Below are 14,156 nucleotides of genomic sequence, written 5' to 3' on the forward strand. Positions count from 1 at the left end.
GTGTTAGCGAGCCTGAATTGGCGCCGTCACGTACTTGAACAGGAAATCAGTCACCTCTTGGCGCGCCGGGCGCTGAGGTTGATTGATCATCTGCATCATCACATAGCCAAAACCGGTCAAAGAGCGGGCCAGATCCTGTGCTGACAGCACGCTGGTGATCTCCCCTGCATCCATGGCGGTTTGCAGCTCGCTGGCGATCAGCTCAAGGCAGTGATCGAGCAGCCGGGTATAGCGGGGCCATACCTCTTCCCGAACCGATGAGCTCCACTCCAGCCAGATACCGGCATAATCCGGTTGATCGTAGGCGGCATCGACAGAGAGGCGTACATGACGCTGGATCTTGTCGAAAATGGAGCCCTGGTCACCGTATGCCTGCGACAGCATCTGGTTCACAAAGCGTTCGATCTCGGCCAGCACCTCATCTACCAACTCCTCGCGGGTGTTGAAATAGTTGAAGACGGTAGCCACAGAGACCTTGGCCTGTTCGGCTATCTCGGCGTGACCTGCACGGCCAATGCCGCGACGGGAGAACACCTCGATGGCACATTCCATCAATTGGGAGCGACGAGCTTCCGGCGACAGCCGGGTACGACGTCTTATTTCTGCGCGTGGTTCCATAGTTTTTATCATCTAATAGTTATTGATTATGGTGTTTATAGTATTTTAACTAATCATGCCTGAGTGCCTGCTAACTCTATCAATTAAAATAAGCCGATAAAAGCACCACGTATCTCTAGCACCCTTCAACATGAGTGGTAGAATCATCGGTTTTGATATTCATGAACGGCCAAATCCCCTTTGGCCTTATGGGAGTAAGTGATGAAACACACCGTCGAGGTGATGATCTCCGAGGCTGAAGTAGCCGCCCGGATCGCCAAATTGGGTGAAGAGATCACCGCCCGCTATCAGGGTTCTGACGAAGTCGTGATGATTGCGCTGCTGCGCGGTTCCTGCATCTTCCTGGCCGATCTCTGCCGCCAGTGCCAGCTGCCCATCACCCTGGACTTCATGACCGCCTCCAGCTACGGCTCCGGCATGCACAGCACCCGTGACGTCCGCATCCTCAAAGACCTGGACGACGACATCAAGGGCAAGGATGTGGTGATCGTGGAAGACATCATCGACACCGGTTACACCCTCAACAAGGTGCGCGAGATCCTCTCCCTGCGCGAGCCAAAATCCCTGGCCATCTGCACTCTGCTGGACAAACCCTCCCGCCGCGAAGTGCAGGTGCCGGTCGACTGGATTGGCTTCGCCATTCCGGACGAATTCGTGGTCGGCTGTGGCATCGACTACGCCCAGAAGTACCGCAACCTGCCGTTTATCGGCAAAGTGGTACCCCAGGAGTAAGCCAGGTTCAGGAATATCACGGGTGAAGCGGCCTTGCGCCCTTTACTCTGTGCAGGCGGCCTTGGCCGCCTTTTCTGTATCGAGCCGGATTCAACCATCACAGAGGTTGCAATGAACGCACTGGAAATCAGCGGCCTGAAAAAGACCTATCAGGGGGGCGTCGAAGCCCTTAAAGGCATCGATCTTACCGTCAGGCAGGGGGATTTCTTCGCCCTGCTCGGCCCGAACGGCGCGGGCAAGTCCACCACCATCGGCGTCATCAGCTCGCTGGTGAACAAGAGCGCCGGGAAGGTGAAGGTGTTTGGCTACGACATCGACAGCGATCTCGAACAGGCCAAGGCCCAGCTCGGACTGGTGCCGCAGGAGTTCAACTTCAGCCAGTTCGAGAAGGTGATCCAGATTGTCACCCATCAGGCCGGTTTCTACGGCGTGCCCAAGGCGGAAGCCAAGATCCGCGCCGAGAAGTACCTGCGCCAGCTCGATCTGTGGGAGAAGCGCGACATGCCTGCCCGCACCCTCTCAGGCGGCATGAAGCGCCGTCTGATGATCGCCCGCGCCCTGATGCACGAACCCAAACTGCTGATCCTCGATGAACCGACCGCCGGGGTCGATATCGAGATTCGCCGCTCCATGTGGACCTTCCTCAAGGATCTCAACGAGCAGGGCGTCACTATTATTCTCACCACCCACTATCTGGAAGAGGCCGAGATGCTCTGCCGCAACATCGGCATCATCGACAAGGGTCGTCTGATCGAGAACACCAGCATGAAGAATCTGCTGGGCAAGCTGGGTCGCGAGACCTTCCTGCTCGACCTTGCGCCAGGTTCTGCCGTACCCGAGGTGCCAGAGTTCAACGGCCGTATGCCGGATGAGCGCACTCTTGAGGTGGATCTCGACAAGAGCCAGTCACTCAACAGCTTGTTCGAGCAGTTGTCGAACCAGCAGGTGCAGGTCGTGAGCATGCGAAACAAAGCCAACCGGCTGGAAGAGCTGTTCGTCAATCTGGTCGAAGAGGGGAGAAAAGCATGAATCTGGCCATCTATTACATCGCCTTCAAGAGCATTCTGGCCAAGGAGGTGAGCCGCTTTACCCGGATCTGGATCCAGACCCTGGTACCACCGGCCATCACCATGAGCCTCTACTTCGTCATCTTCGGCAACCTGATCGGTTCGCGCATCGGTGACATGGGTGGCTTCACCTACATGGAGTTCATCGTGCCCGGCCTCATCATGATGTCGGTGATCACCAACTCCTACTCCAACGTCGCCTCCTCCTTCTTCAGCGCCAAGTTCCAGCGCAATATCGAGGAGATGCTGGTGGCGCCGGTGCCCAACTACGTCATCATCGCAGGTTACGTGGGCGGAGGCGTGGCACGCGGCCTCTGTGTAGGCCTCATCGTCACCCTGGTGTCGCTGTTCTTCGTGCCGCTGCAGATCCACCATCTGTTCAGCGTCTGCTTCACCGTGCTGCTCACCGCGGTCCTCTTCTCGCTGGGTGGCCTTATCAACGCGGTGTTTGCCAAGACCTTCGATGACATCAGCATCATCCCCACCTTCGTGCTGACACCGCTCACCTATCTGGGCGGGGTGTTCTACTCCATCAGCCTGCTGCCCCCCTTCTGGCAGGGTGTCTCCCAGGTGAACCCCATCATCTACATGGTGAACGCGTTCCGTTACGGCTTCCTCGGCATCTCCGACGTGCCGCTCGGCACCGCCTACCTCATCATCATCGGCTTTATCGTGGCCCTCTACGGTATCGCCTGGTGGCTTATCTCCCGCGGCACCGGCCTGCGCCACTGATGACCAAAACGGGCACCTCGCGGTGCCCGTTTTTTATTCCCCCTGTAGCCCCTTCAACCTGCCAGCCCCCTTCTCAATAACCTGCCTGTTATTAAGGATTTACCTGACACCTTGTGATCCACCGCAATTTTCGAATTACCCCCAAAGGTATAATTCTCGCGGTTGGATGTGCCGTCACGGATGGCTCGTCCGTCTCTTCATTTCTCTCATCAGGGCAGGATCGCCTATGTCACTTATCACCGAGTTGCCAGCCATTTTCGATAGTTTTTCAGATGCCCGTCGTCAGGGCTTTCTGGCTGTGATGGCACTCAAGGAGCGACAGATCCCCCTGGTCGGCACCTACTGCACCTTTATGCCGCAGGAGATGGCGATGGCCGCCGGCGCGGTGGTGGTATCGCTCTGCTCCACCAGCGACGAGACCATCGAGGAGGCCGAGAAAGACTTGCCCCGCAACCTCTGCCCGCTGATCAAGAGCAGCTACGGTTTCGGCAAGACCGACAAGTGCCCCTACTTCTACTTCTCCGATCTGGTGGTGGGGGAAACCACCTGTGACGGCAAGAAGAAGATGTACGAGTACATGGCCGAGTTCAAACCGGTGCATGTGATGCAGTTGCCCAACCGCGCCGATGACGAAGCCTCCCGCACCCTGTGGCGCAGCGAAATCGTCCGCTTCAAGGAGTTGCTGGAGCAGCAGTTCGGCAAGCCCATCAGAGAGCAGGCATTGCGAGACGCCATCGTGCTGAAAAACCGCGAGCGCCGCGCGCTGGCCGATTTCTACCGGCTGGGCCAGCTCAATCCGCCGGCACTCAGCGGTACCGACCTGCTCAAGGTGGTCTATGGCGCCACCTTCCGCTTCGACAAGGAGCAGCTCATCAGCGAGCTGCAGGAGATGACCCGCCGCATCAAGGTCGAGTATGCCGAGGGCAAGCGGCTCGATGCCCGCCCGCGCATCCTCATCACCGGCTGCCCCATCGGCGGCGCGGCCGACAAGGTGGTGCGCCTCATCGAGGAGCTCGGCGGCTGGGTGGTGGGTTACGAGAACTGCACCGGCGCCAAGGCAACCGAGCAGTGCGTCAGCGAAGAGGGCGACCCGTTCGATGCGCTGACCGACAAGTATCTGGCCATCGGCTGCTCCTGCATCTCTCCCAACCACCAGCGCATGAATCTGCTGAGCCAGATGGTGGAGGAGTATCAGGCGGACGGAGTGATCGATGTGATCCTGCAGGCTTGCCACACCTATGCGGTGGAGTCGCTCGCCATCAAGCGCCATGTGCGCGAACGCCACGGTATCCCCTACATGGCAGTCGAGACCGACTACTCCAGCGCCGACAAGGGACAACTGGCGACCCGGCTGGCCGCCTTTATCGAGATGCTGTAAGGAGGCGCCGTGTCACTCTCCATCGGGATTGACTCGGGCTCCACCGCGACCAAGGGGATCCTGTTCGACAGCCGGGATGGCGGGCGTATCGTCCGCCGTTTTCTGGTGCCGACCCCCTTTCGTCCGCTGGCTGCCATCGAGCAAGGCTGGGAGGAGCTCTCGTCCGATTTGCCCCAACGACCTTATCTGACGCTGACCGGCTATGGCCGGGATCTGGCGTCGTTCGCCGATCGCCGAGTCACCGAGATCTCCTGCCACGGGCTGGGCGCTCGCCTGCTCTGCCCATCGGTACACACCGTCATCGACATCGGCGGGCAGGACAGCAAGGTGATCCAGCTCGATAGCGACGGCAACCTCACCGATTTTCTGATGAACGACAAGTGCGCCGCCGGCACCGGTCGCTTTCTCGAGGTGATCACCCGCACTCTGGGTGCCCGGGTCGAGCAGCTTGACGAACTGCTGCAAGGGGCCGAGCCCCACGACATCAGCAGCATGTGTACCGTGTTTGCCGAATCGGAGGCTATCAGCCTGCGCTCGGCGGGCATTCCGGCCGAGTCAATCCTGGCCGGTATCGTCCGCTCCATGGCCCGGCGCAGTGCCAACTTTATCGGCCGCCTCGGCGCCCGACCGAGCGTGCTCTTTACCGGCGGCGTCAGCCACTGCGCCACCTTCCGCCACTATCTGGCCGAAGGGTTGGGCTGCGAAGTGGCCACCCACCCGGACGCCCAGTTTGCCGGTGCGCTGGGGGCTGCCCTGTTCGGCGCGCGCGCCAGCACGGGAGGCAAATCATGAATCAGGAGTTTCTCTACCTGTTCCACTCCACCCTCGGCACGATCAGGATGCGCAAGCGGCTGGAGCAGCACGGTCAGTCGTTTCGGGTCTGCGATGTACCGCGCCTGCTCAGCGCCGGCTGTGGCCTCGCCATTCGCTTGCACTGCCCGCCAGACGAGTGGCAACAGTGGTGTCAGCACGGTGAAACCGCCGCTGTCTTTCACTGCGAAGCGGACGGCGACTATCAGGAGCTGGCACGCTACCCGGCCGATAGCCCGGACATGGCGAAGCAAACGCTTGTGGCTGGCAGTCGGAGTCATGGATGATAAAGATCTATCCCATGGCCGTTTATCTGCGCATGCTGGCCAATCTGGCGTTGGGGGGGTTCTTCCTCGCCTCCGCCGGGTTCAAGCTGGTCTCCCCCGCCCTGTTCATCGAGCAGATCGGCGCCTTTGGCCTGATCTGGCCGCCGCTAATCCCGTTCGCCGCCTGGGGGCTGATTGCCCTTGAGCTCTGCGCAGGGCTTGCGGTCATCGCCAACCGGCGCTGGGGACTCTGGCTGGTGATCGGGCTGCTCGCCCTGTTTATTCCGGTGTTGGGCTATGGCGTTGCCATCGGGCTCGACATCTCTTGCGGCTGTCTGGGCAGGGCTGATCTCAGCTCGCTGCCGGAGGCCATTGTGCGGGATCTGCTGCTACTGACGCTTGCGGGCGCCCTGCTGCGAACTTCCCGCCCCGTTTTTCCCGTACTGAAGGAGTAGTGACATGATGACATTGCGATCCCGCACTCTGGTGGCCTCGCTGATCGCCGCCAGCTTTGCCCTCGGTGGCTGTGGCGACAACCAGTTCGAGCAGGAGGTGAAGCTTGAGCAATCGGCTGTGCAGCTGGCACAGGAGGCGCAGCAGGGGGGCTATCAGCTGCTGACCGTGGCCGAGCTGAAGACCCGGATGGACAAGGGCGAGGAGCTGGTGATCATCGACACCATGCCCTATGAGGACTCCTACAAGAAAGAGCACATTCCGGGCGCCAAAAACTTTGTCTTCGTGAAGGAGGCCAAGTCCGGCGACAACTGGAGCGAGATCGTCGAGGGAAGCGGCACGGCGGAACAGTTCCAGACGCTGCTGGGTGAAGACAAAGCCCGCCCTGTGGCGATCTACTGCGGCTTCGTCAAGTGCGGCCGCAGCCACAATGCCGCCGCCTGGGCGGTGACTCAGGGCTATCAGCAGGTCTATCGGGTGCCGGGCGGCATCTTCGCCTGGAAAGGCGCCGGTTACCCCGTCTCTGCCGAGTAACCGCGTCTGCCCACAAGGCAACACAGCCGATATGAAAGAAGCCCGCAACTGCGGGCTTCTTTCATATTGGGCAACACTCGGAGTTAACTGGCGGCCTGCTCCAGTGGCTGCGGCTGCTCCGCTTGGGCCAGCGACTGCTTGCCCAGCAACCGCTTGGTGATCATCGCCGCCATGATGGAGCCGTTGACGTTGAGAGCTGTGCGGCCCATATCCACCAGCGGCTCGATGGCGATCATCACCCCCACCAGCGCGATAGGGAAGTTGAGGGTGGAGAGCACGATAAGCGCAGCGAAGGTGCCGCCACCGCCGACGCCAGCCACCCCGATGGAGCCCAGCGCAATCACCGGCAGCAGAGTCAGCAGGAACAGGGGTTCAAACGGGTTGATACCGAGCATGGGGGCAATCATCGCCACCATCATGGCCGGATAGATGCCGGCACAGCCGTTCTGGCCGAGGTTGGCACCGAACGAGGCGGCAAAGTTGGCGATGCTGGAGGGCACGCCAAGACGTTGCTGGGTCTCGATGCTGAGCGGGATGGAAGCCGCGCTGCTGCGGGAGATAAAGGCAAAGGTGAGCACACCCCACACTTCCCGCAGATAGTGCAGCGGGTTCTGGCCGATCAGCAGCAGGATCACCATGTGTACCGCAAACATCGCCAGAATGGCGACGTAGCAGACCAGAATAAAGCCGAGCAGGCTGAGGATCTCGCTCAGGGGATAGTGGGCCACCACCCGGGCGATCAGCGCCATCACGCCATAGGGGGTGAGCGCAATCACCACCCGCACCATCTTCATCACCCACAGTTGCAGGGTGTCGATGGCCACGGCGGCGCGAGCACCAGCCTCTGGATGCTCCACCTTCAACTGCAGCAGGGCAACCCCCGCCAGCACGGTGAAGATCACCACGCCGATCACCGAGAGACCGCGGCTACCCGCCATATCGGCGGCAAAGTTGGTGGGCACCAGCGAGAGCAGCAGGGCTGGTAGGGTCTGGGCACTGTCGATGGTGCTCATGCTCTGTTGCAGCGCTGCCGTGTCGCTGCCGTGGCTCAACAGCCCCTCGGCAGTGAGACCGCTCAGATGGGTCACCGTCATCCCCACCACACCGGCGATCATCACCAGGGTCAGCATGGAGCCGATCAGCACGGCGCTGATCTTGCCGAGGGACTGGGCCTGATCCAGCTTGTTGATGGCGGAGAGGATGGAGGTGAACACCAGCGGCATCATCACCACCTTGAGCAGGCTGACATAGCCGCCGCCGATGATATTGACCCACTCCAGGGTCTGCTGAACGCCGGCATCATCGGCGCCCCAGCCCAGTTGCAGCGCCAGCCCGAACAGGGCGCCAAGCAGCAGACCCGCAAGTACCTTGCGCGAGAGCGGCACAGTAGAGGGAATCCGGGTCAGGGCAAAACAGAGCAGACAGAAGAGCAACGAAGCAAACAAGGTAAACATAAATAAACACCTGTAGCGGCCATCAGGGCCGATTGTGGAAAGCGAAAACAGAGGGTGCGAGCGGGGTCGCGGGGGAGAACGCCGGATTGCAGGCGTGAAAAAGCAGCGGACGCCCAAGAGGGCGTCCGCTGGCAATTGGGGGTATTACTTCTTTACGGGGGTGTCGTACTGTTCGGGTTCGTCGCTATAAACGCAGACATTCCACTTCGCGGCCAAACCATCTTCCGCCAGACAGTAACGCTCGAAGAAAGCCTTGATCTCCGCGCGCTGGCAGTGGGCTTCGAAAGCCGCCATATCTTGCCAAATCTCGTTGAACACGATGGGGAAGCTCTCCCCCTCGGCAAACGGACTCGCGATGTGGCGGGTCACCCGATATTGCAGGCAGCCATCCTCACGCAGGGTGTTGGGCTCGAGCGCCTGCAGCACCTGAAACAGGGCCTGCTCCTGACCGGGTTTGGGCAGGAATTGGGCAATGCAGTAAACCTTCTTGGACATGGGGTCCTCCTGGTTGTGGCGGGCTCAGGCTTGCTGCAGCGTGACCACTTGATTGTCGATAAGACGGGCCTTGCCAAGATAAGCGGCCATCAGGATCACCAGCTGCGCGCTCTCGTCAGTGGCGGATTCGAGGGTGGCGGCATCGACGATGTCGATGGCATCGGTACGAAAACCGGCGTTGTCGAGACGCTGGCTGGCCTGCGCCACCAAGGAGGGCAGGTGGTGATCACCCGCTTCAATCTGCTCGGCGATCCAGTTCATGGTGCGCGCCAGCTCGGGGGCAATGGCCCGCTCGGCGGCAGTCAGGTAGCCGTTACGCGAAGAGAGCGCCAGCCCGTCTTCGGCCCGCACGGTGGGCACGCCAACGATCTCGATGGGCATCGCCATGTCGGCCACCATCTTGCGAATGAGCGCCAGCTGCTGGTAATCCTTCTGGCCAAAACAGGCCACATCCGGCTGTACCAGATTGAACAGCTTGGTAACGACAGTGCTGACCCCGCGGAAGTGACCCGGGCGCAGTGCCCCCTCCAGCAGATTGGAGAGACCCGGCACCTCGACGAAGGTCTGGCTGGCCAGCCCCTGCGGATACATGATCTCCGGGGTCGGGGTGAACACCATATCGACACCGGCCGCTTCCAGCGCGGCGCAATCTTGCTCCAGAGTGCGCGGATAGTTGGCAAGATCCTCGGCCTTGTCGAACTGCATCGGGTTGACGAAGATGCTGACCACCACCTTCTCGGCGTGGCTGTGCGCCTCTTTCACCAGCGTCAGGTGGCCCTGATGCAGATTGCCCATGGTGGGCACGAATGCGATGGCACGCCCTTCACGGCGCCATTGGCTGATCTGCTCACGCAGAACGACGGGATTATTTACGACCAACATCAGCAGTTCACCTTCCGATAAATCAAAAAGAGAGACGGGTTGCATCCACAGATAGCGCTCGGGCGGGATGGGGCACGAACATAGCTATCAGCAGTTCACCTTTAGATGAATCAATAAGATACGGATTAGCTATACAGATTAACTGTGCGAGGCTGACAAGCAGAGACGGGGGCCGCAGCCCCCATCATGCAACTGCCAGGATCAGTTGAAGCAGTGCTCCGGGCCGGGGAAACTCCCCTCGCTCACCTGCTGCACATAGAGGCGGATGGCGGCACGCACATCACCGGTCTCGGCCAGGAAGTTCTTGGTGAACTTGGGCACGTAACCGGAGGTGACGCCAAAGGCATCGTGCATCACCAAAATTTGACCATCGGTCGCGGGGCCGGCACCAATGCCGATCACCGGGATGCGAAGCGCCTTGGTGATGCGCTCGGCCAGCGCAGTGGGCACACACTCGAGCACCAGCAGCTGGATACCGGCCGCTTGCAGTTCGAGGGCCTGGCGGTAGATCTCCTGCGCCTGAAACTCGTCACGCCCCTGCACCTTGAAGCCACCAAAGACATGAACGGATTGCGGAGTGAGGCCGAGGTGACCGCACACCGGCACCCCGTTGCGGGTAAGGTGGCGGATGGAATCACACAGCCAGTCGCCCCCTTCCATCTTCACCATGCGGGCACCGGCCGCCATCAGGCGGGCGGCGTTCTGGTAAGTCTGCTCGGGGGTGGCGTAGCTCATGAACGGCATGTCGGCGACCACCAGTGCCTTGCTGGCACCGCGCGCCACACAGCGGGTGTGATAGACCATCTCATCCATGTTGACCGCCAGGGTATCCTGACCCCCTTGCAGCACCATGCCCAGCGAATCGCCGATAAGCAGCACGTGGGCCCCCTCGTCGTCGAACAGCTTGGCAAAGGTGGCATCATAGGCGGTGATGGCGGTGAACTTTTGACCTTCCTGCTTCATCTTCAGCAGGCTGGCGGTGGTGATCTTGCTCATAGAGGCTCCTGTACGTCTGCACGCGGGGCAATGATGGCCAAATCATTGTGCGGGCAGCGGGCAACCAGTCGGGCGAGCGGGGTGCCGCAGGGCAGCACCAGAGCAGGCGCAATTTCGGCAAGGGGCAGCAGCACGAACTCCCGCTCCTTCATGCCGTAGTGGGGTACGATCAGGCGCTCATGGTTGATCACCTGATCCCCATAGAGCAGCAGATCGAGATCCAGAGTTCTCGGCCCCCACCGCTCATCTTTGCGCACACGTCCCTGTTCCAGCTCGATTTTTTGTAATTGATCCAGCAGCGCAAGGGGCGCGAGCCGGGTATTGAGCCGGGCCACGGCATTGACGTAGTCCGGCTGGTCAGCAGGGCCCATGGGGCGGCTGCTGTAAAACGACGAGGCCTCCACCAGCACAGATTCCGGCAACCTTGCCAAGGCGGCAACGGCGCGACGAGCCTGACCCAGCGGATCAGACAGGTTGGAACCAATGGCGATGAAGACCTCGGTCATCACGTCTGTTGTCACTCGGCCACTTTCGGTTTGCGGCGACGGGGGCGACGACGGTTGCGGCTGTTGCTGCTGCGCTTCTCGCCATCGTGGCTGCGGGGCTCACCGCGCTCACCGTTGGCCGGGCGACGGGTCGCTTCACGCTGCAGTTGCGGGCGCACATCCGGATTGGAGGCAACATAGCGCTCCCACCAGCTGGCCAGCTCGCCGAGACCGCGCTCGACCCGGTTGCGCAGCAACAGGAAGTCGAACGCCGCGCGGAACTTGGGATGCTCCATGGCGCGCTCGGGGTGCTTGCCCTGACGACGGGTCAGACGCTGTTGCAGTGCCCAGATGTCGCGGACATCGGTAGTGAAACGGCGGGGAACGGCGATGATCCGCACCTGATTGTCCAGCACCTCGTTGATCGCCAGCATGAAGGCGTCATACCAGGGCAGGCCGCTCTCGTTCTCCAGCACCCGACCACGGGCCTCGACGCAGCCCCACAGCAAGGTGGCGTAGAGGAAGGCGGGAGTGACGCGTTTCTCTTCACGAACCCGGGTGTCGGTATCGATCAGCGCCTGCTCGATAAACTGTTCGTAAGGCGAGTTGCCGTGCGGGGTAAACAGCGCAGCCACTTGCGGGAAGAGCTGCTGGAACAGGCCATACTCGCGCAGCAGTTTGTAGGTCGCCAGACCGTCGCCAGCCAGGAACAGCTTGAGGGTCTCCTCAAACAGGCGGGCAGCCGGGATGTCTTGCAGCAGTGGCGCCAGCTCCTTGATGGGGGCGGCAGTACGCGGGCTGATGGTCATATCCAGCTTGGCGGCAAAGCGCACGGCGCGCAGCATACGCACCGGATCTTCACGATAACGGGTCTCGGGATCGCCGATCAGCTCAAGCTTGCGCTCGGCCAGATCTTCCAGACCCCCTTCGAAATCGTGCAGGGTGAAATCTTTGGCGCTGTAGTAGAGGGCGTTGACGGTAAAGTCGCGGCGCTCGGCATCCTCTTCGATGGTGCCGTAGACGTTGTCGCGCAGCAGCATGCCTTCATCAGACTGGGCCGACACATGTTTGCTGGTATTGACCTGATGGTGGTGACCCCGGAAGGTGGCCACTTCGATCACGTCACGACCAAAGACAATGTGGGCCAGGCGGAAACGACGGCCAATCAGGCGGCAGTTGCTGAACAGCGCCTTGATCTGCTCCGGCGTCGCATCGGTTGCGATGTCGAAATCCTTGGGCGTCTTCCCGAGCAGCAGATCCCGGACTCCGCCGCCGACCAGGTAGGCCTCATAGCCCCCTTTGTTCAGGCGATAGAGCACCTTGAGTGCATTCTCGCTGATCTCTTTGCGCGAAATAGGGTGCTGATCACGGCTTAAGGTACGACGTTGACCGGCGACACGGGCTGGAATGGGGGATTCCACCGACTGCTCGCCGTCTTCCTTGCCGAGCACCTTGCGGCAAAAGTTTGCGATCTGGGAAAAAATGGTACACCTCTTCATGACTTCTAAATTGACGGGAGGCCAAAAAATAGCGGCCTATCATAGCTCACGCCTAACCAAATGAAAAACCGTGCTGACAATTGATCCCGCATGAAACCGTCTGCCAGCGAAAATAGCGGTCAATCTGCACATAGCTCACACCTGACCAAATGAAAAACCGTGCTGACAATTGATCCCGCATGAAACCGTCTGTCAGCGAAAATAGCTGTCTATCAGCGCCCAGCTCACGTCCTATTACACGAAAACCGGCTCTCTTTACTCAATGTCCAGCGGGATCTTCTCGCTGGCTGGCACCCGTTCGAGCTGCCAGTTGGCGATGCCCCATTCGATGATCTCGTCGATCCGGCTCGCCATCAGCTCGGGGGGCGGGCACTGGCCGAGGAAGTGCAGCGCCTGCCACAGGGCCGGTCGCACCTCATCGAGCGCCAGGGCCGGCGCATGGTTCTGCTTGGAGAGCTTGTTGCCATCTGCCAGCACCGCCAGCGGCAGGTGCACCCAGTCGGGCACCGGCGCCCCCAGGGTCTGATAAAGGGCAATCTGGCGCACCGTGGGCTCCAGAAGATCGGCGCCGCGCACTATCTCGGTGATGCCGCTGTCCATGTCATCCACCACCACCGCCAGGTTGTAGGCGTAGAGCCCGTCGCGGCGGCGGATAATAAAATCCTCCTCGGCGAGCGCTGCAGGGACCGCGATATGGCCCTGCAAGCGATCGTCGAAGTGGTAGACCGGATGGTGCTGGCGCAGCCGGGCGGCGCAACCTTCGGCCGCAAGCCCGAGGGTGCGGCAGTGGCCGCTGTAGAGACCGCCCACGGCCATAATTTCGCGCCGTGTACAGCGGCACCAGTAGAGATCCCCCGCCCGGTAGAGCTGGTCGATGATCTCGTCATAACGGCCGTGGCGCGCGCTCTGGAACATCACCTCCCCATCCCACTCGAGACCATATGCTTCAAGAGTCTTGAGGATCAGGGTCGCAGCCCCTGCCATTTCCCGCGGCGGGTCGATATCCTCGATGCGCACCAGCCAGCGCCCCTGCTGCGCTCTGGCCTGCAAAAAGCTGCCGAGGGCCGCAATCAGCGAACCGAAGTGGAGCGGGCCTGAGGGTGAAGGTGCAAAGCGGCCGACATAGGGACGTGCAAGGGGTGAGGACGGGGGATTCACTGGCATGACTGTTCAGGTAAGCAATTCATTGAGGCTGCATTCTGGGGCGCGACCGCCAAAAGCTCAATAAAAAAGGGAGCCCGCGAGCTCCCTTTTTCATATACCAGAGGGTCGGGATCAACCGGCCATCTGTTTTTCCTTGATCTCGGCCAGCGTCTTGCAATCGACACAGAGGTCGGCAGTCGGACGGGCTTCCAGACGACGGATACCGATCTCGATACCGCAGTGTTCGCAGTAACCGAAATCATCGTCTTCAAGCAGCTGCAAGGTCTTCTCGATCTTCTTGATCAGCTTGCGTTCACGGTCGCGGGTACGCAGTTCAAGAGCGAACTCTTCTTCTTGCGCGGCACGATCCACGGGATCCGGGAAGTTGGCAGCCTCGTCTTTCATATGGTCGACGGTACGATCAACTTCCTGCATCAGTTGGTTGCGCCAGGCACCCAGGATCTTGCGAAAATGCGCCTTTTGTTGGTCATTCATGTACTCCTCACCCGGCTTTTCCTGGTAAGGCGCGACACCCGCAATGGCCAGGGGGCCCAGAGATTTCCTGTTTTCGCCTGTTGGCATGCCCTGTCTCCTAATTCAGCACGCTACCCG

General features: G+C 60.6%; 17 protein-coding genes. 8 read left to right on the forward strand and 9 right to left on the reverse strand.

Annotated elements, in window-relative coordinates; translation table 11 throughout:
- Positions 1 to 3 precede the first annotated feature (3 nt).
- Entirely contained in the window at positions 4 to 618 is a 615-nt protein-coding gene (locus tag G5253_RS10465) for a TetR/AcrR family transcriptional regulator (protein ID WP_042079938.1), read from the reverse strand.
- 201 nt (positions 619 to 819) lie between these two features.
- On the opposite strand from G5253_RS10465, the gene hpt reads away from it, so the two are divergent.
- The 8 genes from hpt to G5253_RS10505 all read left to right on the forward strand — a co-directional run bounded on the left by hpt (position 820) and on the right by G5253_RS10505 (position 6,590).
- On the forward strand, positions 820 to 1,350 hold the full coding sequence (gene hpt, locus G5253_RS10470) for a hypoxanthine phosphoribosyltransferase (protein WP_005335618.1): 531 nt from the start codon (positions 820 to 822) through the stop codon (positions 1,348 to 1,350).
- A gap of 111 nt (positions 1,351 to 1,461) precedes the next feature.
- A complete protein-coding gene (locus tag G5253_RS10475) occupies positions 1,462 to 2,379 on the forward strand; it encodes an ABC transporter ATP-binding protein (protein ID WP_005354634.1) in 918 nt (305 codons plus the stop codon).
- Positions 2,376 to 3,149, forward strand: coding sequence for an ABC transporter permease (locus G5253_RS10480; RefSeq protein ID WP_266135258.1), 774 nt, complete (start codon positions 2,376 to 2,378; stop codon positions 3,147 to 3,149). The genes G5253_RS10475 and G5253_RS10480 overlap by 4 nt, the downstream gene beginning before the upstream one ends.
- Before the next feature lie 226 nt (positions 3,150 to 3,375).
- On the forward strand, positions 3,376 to 4,527 hold the full coding sequence (locus G5253_RS10485; protein ID WP_266135257.1) for a double-cubane-cluster-containing anaerobic reductase: 1,152 nt from the start codon (positions 3,376 to 3,378) through the stop codon (positions 4,525 to 4,527).
- A 9-nt stretch (positions 4,528 to 4,536) separates the two neighbouring features.
- Positions 4,537 to 5,319: an acyl-CoA dehydratase activase gene (locus tag G5253_RS10490; protein WP_266135256.1), complete on the forward strand. Its 783-nt coding sequence runs from the start codon at positions 4,537 to 4,539 to the stop codon at positions 5,317 to 5,319.
- On the forward strand, positions 5,316 to 5,624 hold the full coding sequence (locus tag G5253_RS10495; RefSeq protein WP_149152221.1) for a DUF3343 domain-containing protein: 309 nt from the start codon (positions 5,316 to 5,318) through the stop codon (positions 5,622 to 5,624). Before G5253_RS10490 ends, G5253_RS10495 begins: the two co-directional genes overlap by 4 nt.
- Positions 5,621 to 6,058 (forward strand): MauE/DoxX family redox-associated membrane protein, encoded by a 438-nt coding sequence (locus tag G5253_RS10500; RefSeq protein ID WP_213389336.1) that lies wholly within the window; start codon positions 5,621 to 5,623, stop codon positions 6,056 to 6,058. Before G5253_RS10495 ends, G5253_RS10500 begins: the two co-directional genes overlap by 4 nt.
- A gap of 4 nt (positions 6,059 to 6,062) precedes the next feature.
- A complete protein-coding gene (locus tag G5253_RS10505; protein WP_266135255.1) occupies positions 6,063 to 6,590 on the forward strand; it encodes a rhodanese-like domain-containing protein in 528 nt (175 codons plus the stop codon).
- Positions 6,591 to 6,673: 83 nt separating this feature from the next.
- Here G5253_RS10505 and G5253_RS10510 read toward each other — a convergent pair whose 3' ends face one another.
- The 8 genes from G5253_RS10510 to dksA form a co-directional block, all read right to left on the reverse strand.
- The gene (locus G5253_RS10510) at positions 6,674 to 8,044 is read right to left on the reverse strand and encodes a cation:dicarboxylate symporter family transporter (RefSeq protein WP_266135254.1); all 1,371 of its coding nucleotides are present in this window, start codon (positions 8,042 to 8,044) and stop codon (positions 6,674 to 6,676) included.
- Between the two features lie 144 nt (positions 8,045 to 8,188).
- A complete protein-coding gene (locus tag G5253_RS10515; RefSeq protein ID WP_216979460.1) occupies positions 8,189 to 8,539 on the reverse strand; it encodes a putative quinol monooxygenase in 351 nt (116 codons plus the stop codon).
- A gap of 24 nt (positions 8,540 to 8,563) precedes the next feature.
- Entirely contained in the window at positions 8,564 to 9,421 is an 858-nt protein-coding gene (panC, locus tag G5253_RS10520) for a pantoate--beta-alanine ligase (protein WP_005335639.1), read from the reverse strand.
- A 201-nt stretch (positions 9,422 to 9,622) separates the two neighbouring features.
- The gene (panB, locus tag G5253_RS10525) at positions 9,623 to 10,417 is read right to left on the reverse strand and encodes a 3-methyl-2-oxobutanoate hydroxymethyltransferase (RefSeq protein ID WP_005335640.1); all 795 of its coding nucleotides are present in this window, start codon (positions 10,415 to 10,417) and stop codon (positions 9,623 to 9,625) included.
- On the reverse strand, positions 10,414 to 10,923 hold the full coding sequence (gene folK / locus G5253_RS10530) for a 2-amino-4-hydroxy-6-hydroxymethyldihydropteridine diphosphokinase (RefSeq protein ID WP_005354659.1): 510 nt from the start codon (positions 10,921 to 10,923) through the stop codon (positions 10,414 to 10,416). Before folK ends, panB begins: the two co-directional genes overlap by 4 nt.
- A gap of 11 nt (positions 10,924 to 10,934) precedes the next feature.
- A complete protein-coding gene (pcnB, locus tag G5253_RS10535) occupies positions 10,935 to 12,401 on the reverse strand; it encodes a polynucleotide adenylyltransferase PcnB (RefSeq protein WP_266135253.1) in 1,467 nt (488 codons plus the stop codon).
- A gap of 255 nt (positions 12,402 to 12,656) precedes the next feature.
- Positions 12,657 to 13,565, reverse strand: coding sequence for a tRNA glutamyl-Q(34) synthetase GluQRS (gene gluQRS / locus G5253_RS10540; RefSeq protein ID WP_266135252.1), 909 nt, complete (start codon positions 13,563 to 13,565; stop codon positions 12,657 to 12,659).
- A gap of 111 nt (positions 13,566 to 13,676) precedes the next feature.
- Positions 13,677 to 14,126, reverse strand: a complete 450-nt coding sequence (gene dksA, locus G5253_RS10545; RefSeq protein WP_005335644.1) for an RNA polymerase-binding protein DksA — start codon at positions 14,124 to 14,126, stop codon at positions 13,677 to 13,679.
- Between the last annotated feature and the right edge of the window lie 30 nt (positions 14,127 to 14,156).

Origin of the sequence: Aeromonas sp. 602658 (assembly GCF_049173005.1) — a bacterium.
Lineage (GTDB): Bacteria > Pseudomonadota > Gammaproteobacteria > Enterobacterales > Aeromonadaceae > Aeromonas > Aeromonas veronii_A.

What these genes read in the sequence shown, in the direction of transcription:
- G5253_RS10465 (WP_042079938.1), bottom strand. Translation starts at nt 618, where the DNA reads ATGGAACCACGCGCAGAAATAAGACGTCGTACCCGGCTGTCGCCGGAA.
- hpt (WP_005335618.1), top strand. Translation starts at nt 820, where the DNA reads ATGAAACACACCGTCGAGGTGATGATCTCCGAGGCTGAAGTAGCCGCC.
- G5253_RS10475 (WP_005354634.1), top strand. Translation starts at nt 1,462, where the DNA reads ATGAACGCACTGGAAATCAGCGGCCTGAAAAAGACCTATCAGGGGGGC.
- G5253_RS10480 (WP_266135258.1), top strand. Translation starts at nt 2,376, where the DNA reads ATGAATCTGGCCATCTATTACATCGCCTTCAAGAGCATTCTGGCCAAG.
- G5253_RS10485 (WP_266135257.1), top strand. Translation starts at nt 3,376, where the DNA reads ATGTCACTTATCACCGAGTTGCCAGCCATTTTCGATAGTTTTTCAGAT.
- G5253_RS10495 (WP_149152221.1), top strand. Translation starts at nt 5,316, where the DNA reads ATGAATCAGGAGTTTCTCTACCTGTTCCACTCCACCCTCGGCACGATC.
- G5253_RS10500 (WP_213389336.1), top strand. Translation starts at nt 5,621, where the DNA reads ATGATAAAGATCTATCCCATGGCCGTTTATCTGCGCATGCTGGCCAAT.
- G5253_RS10505 (WP_266135255.1), top strand. Translation starts at nt 6,063, where the DNA reads ATGATGACATTGCGATCCCGCACTCTGGTGGCCTCGCTGATCGCCGCC.
- G5253_RS10510 (WP_266135254.1), bottom strand. Translation starts at nt 8,044, where the DNA reads ATGTTTACCTTGTTTGCTTCGTTGCTCTTCTGTCTGCTCTGTTTTGCC.
- G5253_RS10515 (WP_216979460.1), bottom strand. Translation starts at nt 8,539, where the DNA reads ATGTCCAAGAAGGTTTACTGCATTGCCCAATTCCTGCCCAAACCCGGT.
- panC (WP_005335639.1), bottom strand. Translation starts at nt 9,421, where the DNA reads ATGTTGGTCGTAAATAATCCCGTCGTTCTGCGTGAGCAGATCAGCCAA.
- panB (WP_005335640.1), bottom strand. Translation starts at nt 10,417, where the DNA reads ATGAGCAAGATCACCACCGCCAGCCTGCTGAAGATGAAGCAGGAAGGT.
- folK (WP_005354659.1), bottom strand. Translation starts at nt 10,923, where the DNA reads ATGACCGAGGTCTTCATCGCCATTGGTTCCAACCTGTCTGATCCGCTG.
- pcnB (WP_266135253.1), bottom strand. Translation starts at nt 12,401, where the DNA reads ATGAAGAGGTGTACCATTTTTTCCCAGATCGCAAACTTTTGCCGCAAG.
- gluQRS (WP_266135252.1), bottom strand. Translation starts at nt 13,565, where the DNA reads ATGCCAGTGAATCCCCCGTCCTCACCCCTTGCACGTCCCTATGTCGGC.
- dksA (WP_005335644.1), bottom strand. Translation starts at nt 14,126, where the DNA reads ATGCCAACAGGCGAAAACAGGAAATCTCTGGGCCCCCTGGCCATTGCG.